Annotated in this window: 16 protein-coding genes; 10 read left to right on the forward strand and 6 right to left on the reverse strand. The window is 68.8% G+C overall.

The features are described 5' to 3' along the window. Positions 1–43 precede the first annotated feature (43 nt). From H7X47_RS01980 to H7X47_RS01990, 3 genes are all read right to left on the reverse strand, one after another. Positions 44–481, reverse strand: coding sequence for an RNA-binding S4 domain-containing protein (locus H7X47_RS01980; protein WP_193366928.1), 438 nt, complete (start codon positions 479–481; stop codon positions 44–46). Further along, on the reverse strand, positions 478–3,543 hold the full coding sequence (locus H7X47_RS01985; protein WP_193366929.1) for a helicase-related protein: 3,066 nt from the start codon (positions 3,541–3,543) through the stop codon (positions 478–480). The genes H7X47_RS01980 and H7X47_RS01985 overlap by 4 nt, the downstream gene beginning before the upstream one ends. Before the next feature lie 100 nt (positions 3,544–3,643). After that, positions 3,644–4,381 (reverse strand): protein-L-isoaspartate(D-aspartate) O-methyltransferase, encoded by a 738-nt coding sequence (locus tag H7X47_RS01990; RefSeq protein WP_193366930.1) that lies wholly within the window; start codon positions 4,379–4,381, stop codon positions 3,644–3,646. Between the two features lie 178 nt (positions 4,382–4,559). On the opposite strand from H7X47_RS01990, the gene htpG reads away from it, so the two are divergent. Continuing rightward, entirely contained in the window at positions 4,560–6,443 is a 1,884-nt protein-coding gene (gene htpG, locus H7X47_RS01995; RefSeq protein WP_193366931.1) for a molecular chaperone HtpG, read from the forward strand. 148 nt (positions 6,444–6,591) lie between these two features. On the opposite strand, the gene H7X47_RS02000 is transcribed toward htpG, so the two are convergent. Both H7X47_RS02000 and H7X47_RS02005 read right to left on the reverse strand, forming a co-directional pair. Continuing rightward, positions 6,592–7,416, reverse strand: a complete 825-nt coding sequence (locus H7X47_RS02000; RefSeq protein ID WP_193366932.1) for a DUF1223 domain-containing protein — start codon at positions 7,414–7,416, stop codon at positions 6,592–6,594. Between the two features lie 140 nt (positions 7,417–7,556). Next, a complete protein-coding gene (locus H7X47_RS02005) occupies positions 7,557–8,480 on the reverse strand; it encodes a transglutaminase family protein (RefSeq protein WP_193366933.1) in 924 nt (307 codons plus the stop codon). A 240-nt stretch (positions 8,481–8,720) separates the two neighbouring features. Here H7X47_RS02005 and H7X47_RS02010 point away from each other — a divergent pair, with 240 nt between their 5' ends. Continuing rightward, positions 8,721–9,323 (forward strand): histidine phosphatase family protein, encoded by a 603-nt coding sequence (locus H7X47_RS02010; RefSeq protein WP_193366934.1) that lies wholly within the window; start codon positions 8,721–8,723, stop codon positions 9,321–9,323. Positions 9,324–9,350: 27 nt separating this feature from the next. Here H7X47_RS02010 and H7X47_RS02015 read toward each other — a convergent pair whose 3' ends face one another. Further along, complete coding sequence (locus H7X47_RS02015; protein WP_193366935.1) at positions 9,351–11,123, reverse strand: adenylate/guanylate cyclase domain-containing protein; 1,773 nt, start codon at positions 11,121–11,123, stop codon at positions 9,351–9,353. Positions 11,124–11,536: 413 nt separating this feature from the next. On the opposite strand from H7X47_RS02015, the gene H7X47_RS02020 reads away from it, so the two are divergent. The 8 genes from H7X47_RS02020 to H7X47_RS02055 all read left to right on the forward strand — a co-directional run bounded on the left by H7X47_RS02020 (position 11,537) and on the right by H7X47_RS02055 (position 17,163). Beyond that, positions 11,537–12,469 (forward strand): PP2C family protein-serine/threonine phosphatase, encoded by a 933-nt coding sequence (locus tag H7X47_RS02020; protein ID WP_193366936.1) that lies wholly within the window; start codon positions 11,537–11,539, stop codon positions 12,467–12,469. Further along, the gene (locus H7X47_RS02025; RefSeq protein WP_193366937.1) at positions 12,466–12,915 is read left to right on the forward strand and encodes an ATP-binding protein; all 450 of its coding nucleotides are present in this window, start codon (positions 12,466–12,468) and stop codon (positions 12,913–12,915) included. Before H7X47_RS02020 ends, H7X47_RS02025 begins: the two co-directional genes overlap by 4 nt. Beyond that, positions 12,912–13,244: an STAS domain-containing protein gene (locus tag H7X47_RS02030; RefSeq protein ID WP_193366938.1), complete on the forward strand. Its 333-nt coding sequence runs from the start codon at positions 12,912–12,914 to the stop codon at positions 13,242–13,244. Before H7X47_RS02025 ends, H7X47_RS02030 begins: the two co-directional genes overlap by 4 nt. A gap of 9 nt (positions 13,245–13,253) precedes the next feature. Next, positions 13,254–14,045, forward strand: coding sequence for an MlaE family ABC transporter permease (locus tag H7X47_RS02035; protein ID WP_193366939.1), 792 nt, complete (start codon positions 13,254–13,256; stop codon positions 14,043–14,045). A gap of 4 nt (positions 14,046–14,049) precedes the next feature. Then, on the forward strand, positions 14,050–14,934 hold the full coding sequence (locus H7X47_RS02040) for an ABC transporter ATP-binding protein (protein WP_193366940.1): 885 nt from the start codon (positions 14,050–14,052) through the stop codon (positions 14,932–14,934). 4 nt (positions 14,935–14,938) lie between these two features. Further along, on the forward strand, positions 14,939–15,973 hold the full coding sequence (locus H7X47_RS02045) for an MlaD family protein (protein WP_193366941.1): 1,035 nt from the start codon (positions 14,939–14,941) through the stop codon (positions 15,971–15,973). Next, positions 15,970–16,593: an ABC-type transport auxiliary lipoprotein family protein gene (locus H7X47_RS02050; RefSeq protein ID WP_193366942.1), complete on the forward strand. Its 624-nt coding sequence runs from the start codon at positions 15,970–15,972 to the stop codon at positions 16,591–16,593. Before H7X47_RS02045 ends, H7X47_RS02050 begins: the two co-directional genes overlap by 4 nt. A gap of 207 nt (positions 16,594–16,800) precedes the next feature. Then, positions 16,801–17,163 (forward strand): HU family DNA-binding protein, encoded by a 363-nt coding sequence (locus H7X47_RS02055; RefSeq protein WP_319633505.1) that lies wholly within the window; start codon positions 16,801–16,803, stop codon positions 17,161–17,163. Positions 17,164–17,299 lie beyond the last annotated feature (136 nt).

The following is a 17,299-nucleotide window of genomic DNA, read 5'->3' on the forward strand; positions in this document are numbered from 1 at the left end:
GTGTCGTGCAGGCGCATCCTATTCGGTGTCGCGCAAGCGCATCCTATTCGGTGTCGCGCAAGCGCTCCAGGGCACGGCGGTCGCGCTTGGTGGGGCGGCCGCTGCCGGGCTCGCGCGGGGCCGTGGCGAGCGCGTCGGGCGTTCCCTTGGGCAGGCGGCTTTCCGCTTCCGGCGGCTTCAGGTCCTCGTAGAGCGCCTGCGCCTCGCTGGCCGGGCCGCGGCGGGTCCCGAGGGCCAGCACCTTTATGACGCGGATGTGGCGCGCCTGGGGGAAGGTCAGCACGTCGCCGACCTTCACCTTGTAGTGAGCCTTGACTACGCCCTGGCCGGAGAGGCGCAGCTTGCCGGCCTGGCAGATCTGGGTGGCGAGGCTGCGGCTTTTGAAGAAGCGGGCCTGCCACAGCCACTTGTCGGCGCGCAGGCTGGCTTGACCGGGGCTCGCCTGGTTGGCGCTGTCCTGAGGGCTTCCCGCGTCGCTCATTCGCCGCCGAGCGAGAGTTGCTTGAGGATCGCGAAGGGCGAGTCGGCCATGCGCTTTTCTTCACGCCGGCGCGCTTCCTCCTGGCGCGCCTTGCGCGCCGCGATGGCCGCCTTGTCCAGCGGCTTGCCCTTGCCCTCCCCCTTGCGGGTGTCTTTGTCCCGGGGCCTGCCTTTGCCCTTGGGCCGGGCCTTGCCGCGCGCCTCGGCCGGGGCGGCGGTGTCGCCCTTGCCGCGCGCCTTGGGTTTCGCCTTCCGGCGGGCGGCGCTTTCCTTGCCCCCGTCCTTGCCCCCCTCCTTGCCCCTGTCCTTTCGGGGGCCCTTGCGGACGAAAGTGGTGACGCCGTCGCTGCTGCCGTGGCGGCGGTAGCCGAGCGCGAAGAGCAGCGCTTCCATATCGGCCTCGCCGCAGTCGGCGAGGGCGCAGAGGGCCGCATCGGCGGCGATGGGGACGTTCTTGCGTGCTTTCCGCTCGGCCCTGGGCTTCTCGACTTTCGGCGTCTCGTCCTCAGGCTTCCCGTCTGTCGGTTTCCCGGCTTCCGCTGTCTCGGCGGACTGCGCTTCCGGTTGCGGCACCGGAGATGCTTGCGCCACCACCGCAGCCTCGGCCGGGGCCGGCGCCGCGTCCTCCATCGGGGACGGGGCTGCCGCTTCCGCCGCCAGTTCAGGCGCCGCCTCGGACTCCACCTTCGCGGCTTCTGGCGTCTCGGCTTCAGGCTTCCCGGTTTCAGGCGTAAGGACGTCAGCCTTCGGGGCTTCGGGCTTCGCCGTCGCGCGCTTGTAGACCTCGCGCGACAGGCGCTCCAGCACGTCGGCGCGCACCGCCAGCGCCGGGCCGCTCTTGCGCGTGACCCGGCGGTAGCCGACGGCGTGGCAGAAGTCTTCCAGCTTCGGCACCCCGGCATAGGCCTCGCCCGGTCCGGCCGCCAGGTCGAAAGTCTTGGCGCCTTCCGGCGGCAGGGCGGGCAGGGGGCAGCCCTGGCGGATCGCCCAGAGCCGCGCGCGCAGCGCAAGCATGCGCGGCTGCTGCAGCTTCGGCAGGAACAGGCTGACCGCACCCAGGCGCACGCCCAGCGCCGACAGGGCCCTGCGGTCGGCCTTGGTCAGTGCCGCGAGCTGCTCCTTCAGCGGCCGGCGCGGCAGCGTGCCCAGGGCCTCGACCAGCTGGAACAGCAGGCCGCGCCCCGGCGCGGCCAGCTCGGCCGACTGCGCCGCGAAGAGCGGCTTCAACTGGTTGCGGATATGGCGGCTGAGCCAGGTGATGGCCCGCTTGCGCAGGCGCTCGCGGGCGGGGCCGTCCAGGAAGTCGCTGGCCAGCACCTCGATGCGGGGCGTCAGCACGGTGTCGCCGGCGGCCAGTCGCGCGAAGGGCACGCCGCGCCAGGCCAGCTTGTCCTCCACCAGGGTGAAGGCGCCGTCGTTGTCCTGCTCCAGCTGCTTGATGCGCCGGGGGATCTCGCCGGTCAGCGCGCGCCGCGCCGCGGTCAGCAGGGGCCGCGCGTCCTCGCCGGTCACCTCCTCGTCGGGCTGGAAGTCGAAGCCCTGCAGGCGGCCGACGAACTCGCCCTCCACCAGCACCTCGCCGCTCTTGCGCACCGCGCCGATCAGCTCGCCCTCGCCGCGCAGGCGGCGCACCAGCACCGCCGTGCGGCGGTCGACGAAGCGCTGGGTCAGGCGCTCGTGCAAAGCGTCGGAGAGCGAGTCCTCGATGGCGCGGGCGCGGCCCTGCCAGTGGTCGTTGTCCTCCAGCCAGTCGCCGCGGTGGGTGATGTAGGTCCAGGTGCGCACATGGGCGATGCGCTGGATCAGGTGGTCGATGTCGCCGTCGACGCGGTCCAGGCGCTGCAGCTGCCCGCCGACCCAGTCCTCGGGCAGGCGCAGGTCGTTGCGCATCAGGCGCGTATATATCTGGGACAGCAGCTGCGCGTGGTGGTCGGAGAGGATCTTGCGGAAGTCCGGCACCTGGCAGACCTCCCACAGCAGGGCCACGGAATCGGCCGAGGTGGCGAGCTGGGCGATCTCCGGATCGCGCGCCAGGGTGGAGAGGGCCAGCTGGTCCTCGGCGTTGCGCACCAGCAGCAGCTCCGGGCGCGGCGGGCGGCGCTCCAGGCTCTTCAGCAGGCTCGCCGGATCGCGGAAGTCCAGGTCGATGTTGCGCCAGTGCACGAAGGAGATGGGGTCGAAGCTGTGGTTCTCCACCGCCTCGACCAGCTCCTCGCTCAGGGGGCCGATCTCGCTGGTGGTGCCGAAGGTGCCGTCGCTCATGTGGCGTCCGGCGCGTCCGGCGATCTGGCCGATCTCCGGCGCGGTGAGGCGGCGCCGGCCGCGGCCGTCGAACTTGCGCAGGCGCGCGAAGGCGACGTGGTCCAGGTCCAGGTTCAGGCCCATGCCGATGGCGTCGGTGGCGACCAGGTAGTCGACCTCCCCGGCCTCGAAGAGGGCGACCTGGGCATTGCGGGTGCGTGGACTGAGCGCGCCCAGCACCACGGCGGTGCCGCCGCGCTGGAGGCGCAGCAGCTCGGCGGTGGCGTAGACCTCGGCGGCGGAGAAGGCGACCACGGCCGAGCGCGGCGGCAGCCGCGTCAGCTTCTGCGGGCCGGTGTAGCTGAGGGTGGAGAACCGCGGCCGGGTGACGAACTCGGCCTCCGGCACCAGCTTCTGCAGCACCGGGCGGATGGTCTCGGCGCCCAGGAACATGGTCTCGGCCAGCCCCCGGGCGTGCAGCAGGCGGTCGGTGAAGACGTGACCGCGCTCCGCATCGGCGCAGAGCTGGATCTCGTCGATCGCCAGGAAGGCGACCGGCCGGTCGACCGGCATGGACTCCACCGTGCAGCAGAAGTAGCGCGCGCCGGGGGGCAGAATTTTTTCCTCGCCGGTGACCAGCGCCACCTGGCTCTTGCCCTTGATCTGGACGATGCGGTCGTAGTTCTCGCGGGCGAGCAGGCGCAGGGGAAAGCCGATCATGCCGCTCGAATGCCCGAGCATGCGATCGATCGCCAGATAGGTTTTGCCGGTATTGGTGGGGCCGAGGACGGCGGTCACCCGGCCTTGCGCGAAGAGCGACATAACACCTCAGAGAATCGGGACTTTATCGCCCCATTGCAAGCCTTCCCTTGGGGATTCCTATGGCAGGCGCGTGACGATTTCGGGGCGTCTTCTTGGGAGCTTAGTCCTCGTCCCCATCCTCGTCCGGGGCGTCGTCCTCGGGCGGCGAGACCAGCGGCACGAAGGCGACCGGCAGGATGACCTCTTCGGCAAGGCTGCCGTCCTCGGCCTTTTCGATGCGCAGCAGGCGCTGGGTCGAGGTGAAGCGGAAGGCGCCGTCGGGCGGGCCCAGCGGGAGGATCATGCGCCCGCCGCGCTTCAGCTGGTCGACCAGGGCCGGGGGGATGGCCGTCGCCGCGGCGGTCACCAGGATGGCGTCGAAGGGCGCGGCCTCCGGCCAGCCTTTGGCGCCGTCGCCCTGGCGGCAGTGGACCTTTCCGTAGCCCAGCTCCTTCAGGCGCTTGGCGGATTCCTCGGCCAGCTCCGGCAGGGCCTCGATGGACCAGACCTCGCAGCCCAGCTCGGCCAGCACCGCCGCCTGGTAGCCGGAGCCGGTGCCGACCTCCAGCACCCGGCTGCCCGGCCCGACGTTCGCCTGGTCGGTCATGATGGCGACGATATAGGGCTGGGAGATGGTCTGGCCCAGGCCGATGGGCAGCGGCTGGTTCTCGTAGGCGTAGGCCTCCTCCATCATCGGCACGAAGGCGTGGCGCGGCGTGCGGGCCAGGGCCTCGTGGACCCGCGGGTCCAGCTTGTCCTTGCCCAGCCAGTGCGCGGTCTCTTCGACCTCCGCGTCGATGAGGCGCAGCATCTCCGCGCGCTCCTTGGCGCGATCCGCCGCTTTGCGGTCTTCCGCCATGGCGTCAGCTCCCCTTTCCGGCCCCTTTGCAGCCCCGACCGGGCGGCCAAGAGACTTGCAGTCAACATGGATTGCGCACATATGTCACGCGGTCCCGGCCCGTGCCTGGGGCGCGGCCATTCTACGCAGCAAGCGCCAAACGGACCCAAACGGACAGCAAGAGACGGACGCAAAGGTAATGGCGGAAGAACATCTTAGCTTTCAGGCCGAGGTCAGCCGGCTTCTCGATATCGTCGCCCACTCGCTCTATTCGGAGAAGGAGATCTTCCTCCGGGAGCTGATCTCCAACGCCTCGGACGCCTGCGACCGGCTGCGCCACGCGGCCCTCACCCAGTCCGACCTCTTGGGCGAGGACACCACCTTCAAGATCCGCCTCAAGGCCGATCCCGCCGCCAAGACGCTCACCGTCGCCGACAACGGCATCGGCATGAACCGCGAGGAATTGATCGAGAACCTCGGCACCATCGCGCGCTCGGGCACCGCCGCCTTCGTCCAGCAGCTGGAAAGCAAGCAGGAAGGCGCCAACTTGATCGGCCAGTTCGGCGTCGGCTTCTACTCGGCCTTCATGGTGGCCGAGAAGGTCGAGGTCTCGACGCGGCGCGCCGGCGAGGACCAGGGCTGGAAGTGGACCTCCGACGGCAAGGGCGAGTTCACCATCGTCGAGGACGACGCCGCCCCGGCGCGCGGCACCCGCATCGTCCTGCAGCTGCGCGAGGCGGAGGTGGAGTACCTCGACCCCTCACGCATCCGCCAGATCGTCGCCACTTACTCCGACCACATCGCCGTGCCGGTGGTGCTGGAATCGAAGAAGGAGGACGAGCCCGACGAGACCCTGAACGCCGCCTCGGCGCTGTGGACCCGGCCCAAGAACGAGATCACCGAGGAGCAGTACAAGGAGTTCTACCACCACGTCGGCCACACCTTCGACGAGCCCTGGCTGCGCCTGCACTTCAAGGCCGAGGGGGTGATGGAATACACCGGCCTGCTGTTCATTCCCTCGCAGAAGCCCTTCGACCTCTTTCATCCGGACCGCAAGCCCGGCGTGCGCCTCTACGTGAAGCGCGTCTTCATCACCGACGACTGCTCGGAGCTGCTGCCGCCCTACCTGCGCTTCCTGCGCGGCATCGTCGACACCGAGGACCTGCCGCTGAACGTCAGCCGCGAGCTGCTGCAGAACAACCCGCGCCTCGCCAAGATCCGCCAGGCCATCTGCAAGAAGGTGCTGGGCGAGCTGAAGAAGAAGGCGGAGAAGGCGCCGGAGGACTACGCCAAGTTCTGGGACACCTTCGGCGCGGTGTTGAAGGAAGGCCTCTACGAGGACGGCCAGCAGCGCGAGACGCTCCTGGAACTGGCGCGCTTCCGCTCCACCACCCGCGACGGGCTGGTGAGCCTCGCCGACTACGTGGCGGCGATGAAGCCGGGCCAGGAAGCGATCTTCACCATCACCGGCGACGACCCCGCGGCGCTGGCGAAGAGCCCGCAGCTGGAAGGCTTCGCCGCCAAGGGGATCGAGGTGCTGCTCCTGAGCGACCCGGTCGACGACTTCTGGCTCTCCACCGTGCCCGACTACGACGGCAAGCCCTTCAAGTCGGTGACCCGCGGCGGCGTCGACCTGGAGAAGATCGGCGAGGCGGAGAAGAAAGAGGGCGAGGAAGAACCGAAGGAAGAGGCCGACCCGACGGTCGATTCCCTCATCGCCTTCGTGAAGCTGACCCTGAAGGACACGGTGAAGGACGTGCGCGCCTCCAAGCGCCTGACCTCCAGCCCGGTCTGCCTGGTTGCCGACGACGGCGATCTCGACATGCACCTGGAGCGCCTGCTGAAGCAGCAGAACCAGCTCGACCACACCTCCTCGCGCATCCTGGAGATCAATCCCGACCATGCGCTGGTCAAGGCGCTGGCCGGGCAGGTCGGCAAGGATGGTGCGGGCCAGACGGTGGAGGACGCGGCCTGGCTGCTGCTCGACCAGGCGCGCATCATCGAGGGCGAGCCGCTGCCCGATGCGGCGGCCTTCTCGCAACGTCTCTGCAAGCTGGTGGAAAAGGGCCTGCTGGCGGGCTAACGGTGCGGCTGCCCGCCTCGCCCTTCGGGACGGTCCTTCGGACCTCCTCAGGGTGAGGCTCGTTTCTTCAGAGTGGTTGAGCTGCTCGCCTTATCCTGAGGAGGCTGCGGAGCGGCCGTCTCGAAGGATGAGTGTTCGGCGCCAGCCGTCAGGACGTCCCGTCCAGGTCGATCATCGCGGCGCCGATGACCGGCCCGCCGCGGCCCTGCTGCACGATGACGGCGCAGCCCCCGCGGCCCTCGGCGCGGGCGGCGGCCAGGTCCAGCGGGAAGCTCTTCTCTTCGCCGGTCCAGGTGCCCAGCGTCGTCAGCTCGCGCACCACGTTGCTGTTGGTCAGCGCGCGGCCGCTGTTCTCGCCGCGCGCCACCTGGGTCTTGTGGCTGTCGTCGAAGGTGACCAGCCACACCGTGGCGCCGCCGGCCGGCGCGGTCCCGGCGGAAAGCCGCACCTGGCCGCCGTCGGCCTCGTCCAGGGTCACGGTCAGCGGCGGTTCGGCCTTGGCGGACTCTTCGATGGCGCGGGCGACGGCGCGGCGCTTGCTGCCCACCACGTCGTGGCGCCCGTCCACCACGATCTGCGGCGTGTAGATGTAGCGCAGGCCCAGCTTGGCGGCGTAGTCGCGCTGGCGTTCTGTGTACTGCGCGGCGGCGAAGGGGTCCTTCCAGCCGATGTAGTCCCAGTAGTCGACGTGGAACGACAGGGCGAGGACGCCCGGCTGTGCGGCCAGCTCGCCCAGCAATTCGTCTGCCGGCGGGCAGGAGCTGCAGCCCTGGGAGGTGTAGAGCTCCACCACCACGGGGCGCTTCATCCCCGTGCCCTCGGCAAGTTGCAGCGGCTGCCTGTCCTCGGCGGCGGCGCGGCTTTCGCGGGCCGGCTCCGCCACCCAGAGGGCGAGGCCGGCTGCCGCGGCCAGGGCCAGGGCGCTCAAGGCGCTGAGTGCGGGGGTTCGGCGTGAAGAGGTTTGGCGGCTCATGGGTGAGGACGTTACGGAGTTCCACGATCACAGGCCAGTCACGTTCGGGTGACGCTCTGGTGAGAAGTTGATCGGAAGGAATTCCTGCGGAATTTTCGGTGGCGGCCCGCTGGAACCGCTGTCAGCGACGCAAAAAGAGCTCAACCGCCGCGCGTCACGCGAACCTCGACTTCCATGTCGATGAAGTCCTCGGCGGCGCCGAAGAAGGTGCCCTGCAGGGGCACCGCCTGGAAGGGCTCGCGCGCCACGGCGACGCGGATCAGGTTGGCGCCGCCGACCAGGCCGTTGGTGGGGTCGAACTCCACCCAACCGGCGCCGGGCAGGTAGACCTGCACCCAGGCGTGGGTGTCGCCGGCGCCCCGGATCTCGTTGCCGTACTCGCCGTTCCCCATCGCATCCTGCGCGGCGCCGCCGGGCAGGGTGTTGTCCAGCGCCGGGTCATAGAGGTAGCCGGAGACGAAGCGCGCGGCCAGGCCCAGGGCGCGCGCCGCCCCCATCATGAACATCGCCAGGTCGCGGCAGGTGCCGCTGCCCTTTTCCAGGGTTTCCACCGGGCTCTGGGTGCCCAGGGAATAGCGCCGGGTGTAGCTGAACTGCTCGTGGATCGCCTTGGTGATGTTGACCAGCAGGTCCTGGGTGCGCACCTGGCCGCCGCCGTTGAGGAAACCTCTCACCCAGGCGTCGATCTTGCGGTCCGGGTCCGGGTAGTCGCGCTCCACCGAGCGGCCCAGGTCCGGGATCTCCTCGGCCGGGTAGCTGAAGGGATAGGTCTGGGCATAGGGCTCGATGACGAACTCGGGGTTCTCCAGGCCGTAGTGCTCGATCACGATGCGGCTCCTGAAGCGCAGCTCCGCGGCCGGCTCCTCGAAGGAGGCGATGGCGATGGAGTTGGAGAAGACGTCGTGCATCCAGCGCACCTCCGCCCCCGGCGTGATGGTCAGGGCCGAGTCGGCGAGGCGCAGGTCGTGGCTGTCCCGCGGGCGGAACATCAGGCGATGCTCGCCGAAGCGCACCGGCTGCCGGTAGCGATAGACCGTCGTGTGAGTGACCGTCAGCAGATCCATATCGGCAGCGGGGCCATGGGGTTGGTTATCGGGTTGTCGCCTGGGGCATCGGGCGGCGGGGGCGGGAAAGCAGCGCGGCGATCCTAACGGAAAGCTGCAGGCTCCCTCAAGATGTTGTAGGACATGACAGAAACATTACTAACAATTGGTTTACGGCGCCTTGCGGGCGCCGATTTTGTCACCGCCCGGAACCGGGCGCACCTTCTTCTTCAGGATCCCATTTTTTTCAGGATTGCGGCGATGATCTATCTCCTGCGGCATGGCGAAACCGAATGGAACCGGCAGGGCCGTCTGCAGGGCCATGGCGATTCGCCGCTGACCGAGCGCGGCCTCTCCCAGGCCGTGGCCATGGGCGGGGCGCTGCGCCGGGCGATCGATGACTTCTCCGGCTTCACCCTGGTCGCCAGCCCCCTGGGCCGCACCCTGGCCACGGCGCGCTGCGTCGCGGCGGTCATCGGCAAGAACCCGGCGGAAATCATCGAGGAGCCGCGCCTCATGGAGCACGGCTTCGGCCACTGGGAGGGCGAGATCTATGACGAGGTGGAAGATCTCTACCCCGAGCAGTGGCAGGCGCGGGAGGCCGACAGGTGGCACTACCGGGTGCCCGGCGGGGAGAGCTATGCGCTGGTGGCCGAGCGCGTCGGCGCCTGGCTTGCCGAGCAGCCCGAGGACGCCCGGCTCATCGTCGTCAGCCACGGCCTCGCCGGCAAGGTGCTGCGCGGCCTCTACCTCGCCGCCACGCGCGAGGAGGTTCTCGCCATGGCGGAGCCGCAGGACGCGGTCTTCCGCCTGTTCCAGGGGAACGTCAGCCGCTTCGATGCGGCGGTGCCGGAAATGGAATAGGAGGAAGGGGGCCGGGGTGGCGCCGGCTCAGGCCGCCCCCACGGCGGTGTCGCCGAAAGTCATCCCGGCCCGCCGCAGGCCCTCGAAGAGCTGTTCCCTGTGGGCCGGATCGGTGTAGGGGTGCACGGCGCGCCAATAGCCCTCGGCATCGAGCGGGGCCACGGAGGCCAGGTCGCTGATCAGCGGCGCCGCCTCCTCGGTCCGGCCCAGCATGCCCAGGCTCGCGATCGCGACGACGAGATCAAGGAGCATGCGGCGAACCGCCAGCGCCCGCTCGGCGAAGTGCAAGGCTTCCTCATGGCTGCCGAGGTGGTAGTGGGCCAGGGCGATGTAGCTCATGAAAATGAAGATCAGGGGATCGTTGGGGCTGAGGCGAATTGCCCGCAGGAGGGGGTCGAGCGCTTCGTCGAAATGCCCGAGATAGACGCGCACCCAGCCGAGGGCGAGGTGGGCGAGGGCGAAATTAGGGTTCAGATCGATCGCCCGCTGGGCCGAGGCCAGGGCCTTGTGCAGTTCGCCCGCCATCAGCTCCCCCGCGAAACGCGCATAGTGGCAATAGGGGTCGCGCGGATCGAGCGCGACGGCCTGCTCCGCAAGCCGGGAGATCTCCGCACAGTCGGCCGTGACGTCGCGGCTCCAGCCGAAGATGCAGCGGCCGAAGTGCACGCGCGCCAGGGCCATGCAGCCGCGCGCGTACTTCGGGTCGATCTCGACGGCGCGACGCAGCCATTTCTCCGCCTCTGTGTAGTCTTCGGCGGTTGACTGATAGTGATGCCAGATGCCGCGTAAACAGCAGTCGAAGGCGTCGGGGTCGGCCTTGGCCTGCTGGATCATGCGGAGGCCTTCACCCATGAGGATCTCGGGCTCGATGGCGCCGACCACCTTCTCGGTGATCTCATCCTGGATCGCGAAGATGTCCTCGCAGCCACGGTCGTAGCGCTCGGCCCAGATATGGGCGCCGGTTTCCGCGTCGATGAGCTGCCCCGTCACCCGCACGCGCTGGCCCGCCTTGCGCACGCTGCCCTCCAGGACATAGCGGACCCCAAGGGAGCGGGCGATCTCCTTCACGTTGGCCGCGCGCCCCTTGTAGGCAAAGCTGGAATTGCGCGCGATCACGAAGAACCAGCGATAGCGGGAGAGGGCGGTGATGATGTCTTCGGTGATCCCGTCGGCGAAATACTCCTGCTCGGCTTCGCCGCTCATGTTGACGAAGGGCAGGACGGCGATGGAGGGCTTGTTCGGCAGCGCCAGCTCCCCGCCCAGCACGCCCGTCGCGCTGGGGTCGTCCGGATGCCAGTCGACGCGATAGACCTGCACCGGGCGGGGGATGTTCTTGAGGTCGCGTTCGCCCAGGTGGAAGACCGGGAAGTTGAGCTTGCCGACGATCTGGTCGTTCACCGCGCCGGAGATGCAGATGCCGCCCGGAGGCGCGACCTCCTGCAGGCGGGCTGCTACATTGACGCCGTCGCCCAGCAGGTCGTCGTCCTCGGCCATGACGTCGCCGAGGTTGATGCCGATACGGAACTGCATGCGCCGTTGCTGCGACAGGTCGGCATTGTGGCGATGGAGGGCGCGCTGGATGGCGACGGCCGTACGCACCGCCTGAACCGGGCTGGCGAACTCGGCGATGACACTGTCGCCCGCCGTCCCGAAGATGCGGCCGCTGTGCTCGGCAACGAGGCCGGCAATGGTTTCGCGATAGGCGCCCAGCGTCTGTGCCGTCGCCTCTTCGTCCTCCGCCATCAGCCGGCTGAAACCCGCGACGTCGGCGGCGAGAATCGTAGCGAGTTTCCGTTTCATGGTCCCAGCCGTCTCTGCAGCCAACACCCGCTTGCCTGATCCTACCTTCGCTCAGGACGGGAAAAAAACGGGAATCGCCGGAGGCCGGGTGAGGCGGCCCCGCCGACGCCCGCTGGGGTGGTGGCGGCAAACGGAACGGCCGCAGCCTTTCCGTGAAAAACGATCGGTGTCTTCGCTTGGGGCGGACGCGCCTCCGCGAGAGTCCCTGATGACTGCACCATCAGGTTGTATTTACTGTAACGCCTTCGTTGAAAAGGCGGGCCCAAAGGGAAGGTTAACCTCTAGAAAATAAGATCGTCGGTGGAGCACTAGGGTCAGCGGTACGCGCCAGGGCGATGTCGGATCAACGAAACCTCGAGGCCGCCGGGCAGCCCGGTCAAGGCCTCTCCGGACAATTGGAATTTCTAGGCGACTTGAGCGCGCGCCTGGCGGCGGCGGGTGATCCCGCCGCCCTGCTGAAGGCTGCCCTGGCGCGCGCGCCGCAGCCGGGCGGCAAGGCCTTCGCGCGGGTGCTGCGCGGCCTCTCCGACCTCGTCCTGGCCAACGCCGCGCTGCGCGAGCGCCTTGCCGAGCAGGTGCAGCTCAGCAGCAGCCTGGAGATGGCCGCGGACCTGCAGCAGAGCCTGCAGCCCCAGTGCACCGCCGGGCACCAGCCGATCTGGGGCGTCAACCTGCCGGCGCGCAAGCTCTCCGGGGACTTCTTCGATTTCTACCGCCTGGACGAGGCGCGCATCGCCTTCGCCCTGGGCGATGTCTCGGGCAAGGGACTGAACGCCGCCCTGCTGATGGCCAAGACCATCAGCCTCTTCCGCTGCCTCGGCAAGCGCATCGACGCGCCGGGCGAACTGCTCGAGGCCATCAATGCCGAGCTGTTCGAGACGGCGACGCGCGGCATGTTCGTGACCATGGTGGCCGGACACTACTGGCTCGCCAACGGCAAGGTCTGCCTGGCCAACGCCGGGCACCAGCCGCCGCTGCTGCGCCGGCGCGACCGCAGCTATGCCTCCTTCGAGGCCGCGGTGCCGCCGCTCGGCATGCTGCCGCAGAACCGGCCGCCCGAAGAGCACATCGACCTCGACGGCGGCGAGCTCTACGTCTTCTCCGACGGGCTCACCGAATACCGCTACGAGAGCGGCGAGGAGCTGGGCGTCGAAGGACTGATCCTGCTCATCGAATCCCTGGCCGAGGCGCCGCTGGCCCAGCGCCTGGAGGCGCTGCTCGCGACCCTGGACCAGGACGGCGGCTGGGAAGCCCGCGACGACCTGACGGTGCTGGCCATCGACGATGCCTGGGTGTCCGCGGAGGCCGGCGTCGAGGCGCCCGCCCTGCGGCAGGAGGCGCCATGAAGATCGCCGCCATCACCACGCCCGAGGCGGAATACCTGCTGGAGCTGCGCTTCCCCGCCCGCACCGACCGCATGGCCATGGTGCGCGACCTGGTGCGCAGCGCCGCGCGCTTCTGCGGCTTCGACGAGGCGGGCACCCACGACATCGTGCTGGCGGTGGGCGAGGCCTGTCAGAACGTCATCCTGCACGCCTACGAGGGCCGCGGCGACGGCCCCATCCTGCTCGACATCCTGCAGAACGCCGACAGCATCATCCTGCGGGTCACCGATTTCGGCCCGGCCGTCGCGCCCACGGCGGTGCAGCCGCGCGCGCTGCGCGACCTCCGGCCCGGCGGCCTCGGCACCTATTTCATCCAGAACCTGATGGACACCACGGACTTCGGACGCTCGCCCAGCGGCGTCGGCAACGTCCTGCAGATGTCCAAGAAAAAGGATCCCTCCAAATGAGCGAAGCGGTCCGTGAAGTGAACGGCAACCTGGTGGTGAGCCTCACCGGGGAGATCGACCTGGACCGCGCGCCGGAAGCGCGCCGTCTGCTGCTCGATTGCGTGAAGCGCAGCAAGGACGTCCTCGTCGACCTCTCGGCGGTGACCTACATCGACAGCTCCGGCATTGCCAGCCTGGTCGAGGCGTTGCAGTGGGCCAAGCAGCGCGGCACCGATCTCTGCCTCGTCGCGGTCAGCCCCCAGGCCTTGCGTGTCTTCGAGCTGGCGCGCCTCGACAAGGTCTTCGCGATCCACCCGGACCTCGACGCCGCCCTGGCGGGCGAGAACTAGGAGCGCGCGATGCAGCGGGTCGCAGAGGGTATCGGCAAGGGCGTCCTGCGCGGCGCGGAAGAGGTCGGCTTCGCCGGCGCGCTCTTCCTGGAAGCCGTGCTCTGGGCCGTCCTCGGCCCGACGCGCCGCCAGCCGGTGCGCCTCGCCGCGGTGGTCGCGCAGATGATGCAGATCGGCGTCGAGGCCCTGCCCATCGCCTCGGTGCTGGCCGCGACCATCGGCATGATGCTGGCGATCCAGAGCCTCTACAGCCTGGGCCTCTTCGGCGCCGAGTCCTTCGCCACGGTGGGTATCGCGCTTTCTGTGGTGCGGGAGTTCGCGCCGCTCATCGTCGGCATCCTGGTCGCCGGGCGCTCCGGCTCCGCCCTGGCGGCGCGCTTCAGCACCATGATGATCAACCAGGAGGTGGACGCACTGCGCGTGATCGGCATCTCGCCGGTCCGCTTCCTCATCGCGCCGGCGCTCTTCGCCATGATGATCATGGTGCCCTGCCTCACCATGTGGGCCAACATCGTTGCGCTCAGCGCCGCCGGCCTCTTTGTCACCGCGCAACTGGACATCAGCCTGGCCGCCTACTTCGCCGACGTGGTTGCCGCGCTCTCCGTCAACGACCTGGCGCACGGCCTGGGTAAGAGCGTGCTCTTCGCGGCGCTGGTGGCGCTGGTCTCGGCGGTCAACGGCGCCCTGGCCGACGGCGGGGCCGAGGGCGTCGGACGGCGCACGACCCGCGCCGTGGTGCAGTCCATCGCCGCGATCATCATGGTCGACATGATCTTCGCCTTCGTCGTGACCGCGGGATAGGCCCATGGCTGCCGTTGCTCAGGAAACCCCGACGCAGACGAGGACCGACGACGCGGTCGTCCGGATCCAGGGCCTGCAGGCGCACTACGGCGCCCGCCAGGTGCTGCACGACATCGAGCTCACGGTGGCGCCGGGGGAGATCATGGTGATCATGGGCGGCAGCGGCTCCGGCAAGTCGACCCTGCTGCGCCACCTTGTCGGCCTCATGCGCCCGACCGCCGGCAGCGTCGAGCTGCTGGGCGTGGACATCACCCGCGCGCCGGCCCTGGAAATGCAGCGCCTGCGGCGGCGCATCGGCGTCGCTTTCCAGGGCGGCGCGCTGTTCAGCTCGATGAACGTGCTGGACAACATCATGCTGCCGCTGCGCGAGCATACGCAGCTCGACCGCCAGACCATGGAGATCATGGCCCGCCTCAAGCTGGAGGTCGTGAACCTCGCCGGGGCGGAAGATCTGATGCCGGCCGAGCTGTCGGGCGGCATGGTCAAGCGCGCCGCCGTGGCGCGGGCCATCGTCATGGACCCGGCGCTGCTGTTCTTCGACGAGCCCTCGGCCGGGCTGGACCCGGCCGTCTCCTCGGCGCTGGACGACCTGATCCTGAAACTGCGCGAGGCCATGAACATGTCCATCGTCGTGGTCACCCACGAACTGGAAAGCGCCTTCAAGATCGCCGACCGCATCACGGTGCTGGACCAGGGCCGCATCCTCACGGTCGACGACGTCGCGGGCATTCGTCGCTCCGACAACGCGCGTATCCAGAACCTTCTCAACCGCCGTGCGGAAAACGCCGAAGTGGACGCCGAGACCTACCTGCGGCGGCTCACCGGCGAGGCGGCGCCTGCGGGCGACCCCCAAGCGGCCGGGACAAAGCAAGACGCGGGAGCGGTGTAGAACCATGCGACATCAGGGATTGAACTACGCCGCCGTCGGCGCCTTCGTCATCGCCATGCTGCTGGCGGCCATCGGCGCGACGGTGGCGCTCAGCGGCGGCACCGGATCGCGCGACCAGTACTCCCTCGTCTTCGACAACGTCGCCGACGTGAAGTTCGGCACCCAGGTGCGCTACGAGGGTTTCCCCGTGGGCCAGGTCGAGTCGATCGAGCCTATCGTCGAGGAGGGCGCCACGGTCTTCCTGCTCGAGATCTCGGTCGAGGAGGGCTTCGTCATCCCGACCGACAGCGTGGCGCGGATCCACAGCTCCCAGTTCCTCGGCGCCAAGACGGTCGAGATTCAGCGCGGCAGCGCCGAGACGGCGCTGCAGCCGGGCGCGCGCATGGCCTCGGCCCCGGCCGCCGACATGTTCGCGGCCATGGCCAGCGTCGCCGGCCAGGTCAACGAGCTGTCGCGCGACGGCCTGAAGCCGCTGCTCGACAGGATGACGGCCCTGGTGGACAACGCCAACCACCTGCTCGACGACGACGTGGCGCCGATGATCGGCTCGCTCAACGCCGTGGCCCAGGACACCCGCGGGCGCGTGCCGGAGATTACCGGCGAGCTGCTGGGCTTCATGCAGGAGCTCAACGTCACCCTGGGCTCGGTGCAGCAGCTGCTCTCGGAGCAGAATGTGGCCGGGGTGCAGCAGACGGTGGAGAACGTGAACACGGTCTCCCAGGACCTCGTCACCATCACCCAGACGGTTCAGGGCACCCTGGTCCAGCTCGACAGCATCGTCACCACGCTGGAAGACGTCGTCGACAAGAACCAGGGCAACGTCAATGCCGCCCTGGATGACACGCGCTACATCCTGCGCTCCATCGCCCAGAACATCGACAGCATCAATCACAACCTGGCGGGCACCTCCCGCAACATGAACGAGTTCAGCCGGCTGATCCGGCAGAACCCGAGCCTGCTGCTGGGCGGCACGGCGCCCGAGGAAGTGCGTGTCGAGACGCCCTCCACCAGCACCCGGTCCCGGAAGGAAAACCAATGAAGCGCCTTCTTCTTCTGGCTTGCGCCGCGCCGCTGCTGGCCGGCTGCCTCGGCTCGGCGCCGCCGGTGCCGCGCGACCACTACTACCGTCTGCTGGTGCCGACGCCCGAGCAGAGCGCCGGCGAGGCGCCGCTGCCGGGCATCATGACGGTGGAGCTGCTGCAGGCCGACGGCCTGCTGCGCGAGCGCCCGCTGCTGTACAGCGAAAGCGGCGAATCCTACGAGCTGCAGCAGCACAACTACCACTATTGGAACGACGCGCCGCCGCGCATGCTGCAGGACCAGATGGTGACCTATCTGCGGCGCAGCGGCGTCTCCCGTCAGGTGGTGACGCCCGACATGCGCATCCGCGCCGACTACCAGGTCAGCGGCAAGGTGCGCCGCCTCGAACGGCTGCTCGGCGGCGGCCCGCCCCGGGTTTTCGTGGAGATCGAGCTGGCCCTGCTGCGGCTGAGCGACGACCGGGTGCTGGTGGTGGAGACCTTCGGCGCCGAAGAAGCGGCCGCCGACGAGTCGGTCGATGCCGCCATCGTCGCCCTCAACCGCGCGACGGCGCAGATCTTCGACCGCTTCCTCTCGCAGGTCCGCTTCGCCGCCGGCCAGGTTACCGCCAAGCGCTAACGAGTCACCGGGAAGCTCTAGAATAGGGATTCCCGGCGCACAAAACGAGAAAAGGCTCCTGCCGCCGGCGGGGGCCTTTTCTCGTTTACGCCCTTCCCTTAACGAATCATTAACCTTATCTTACGTAAGCAGGCCGCACCCGCCATCACCGGCAATGTTCAGACTGCTCCCGCATTTCACCGGGACCACATATTGGGGAAAATGAGTATGACAGTGACGAAGACTCAACTGGCCGACGCCTACGCCAAGGCTCTGACCAAGGCACTCGGCGATCAGTGGGGCGAGTTCAGCCGCCGCGACGCCAGCAAGCTTCTCGACGCGCTCTGGCCGGTCATGTCGGATCTCGCGCTCAAGGACACCAAGAAGACGGTGCCGGGCAGCGTGCCGATGGGCCACCTCGGCCGCCTCAAGATGCGCTACAAGGCAGCCACCAAGGCGCGCAAGGGCACCAATCCCTTCACCGGCGAAGAGATGATGTTCAAGGCCAAGCCGGCGACCCTGCAGCCGCGCTTCACCGCCGGCAAGGCGCTGAAGGACGAGGCCGCCAAGCACTCCAAGAAGCTCAAGTAAGCTGCTGAAGCTTCCGGAGCCTTCCGGGTTCCAATGAAAAAGGCCCCTGCCGTCGGCAGGGGCCTTTCTCGTTTCGGCGCCCGTTTTTGGGACTCCGGTGAAGGCGGATTCTCCGGACGGCCGCGCGGCGGACAGC

The organism is Pelagibius marinus, from assembly GCF_014925385.1.
Lineage (GTDB): Bacteria > Pseudomonadota > Alphaproteobacteria > Kiloniellales > Kiloniellaceae > Pelagibius > Pelagibius marinus.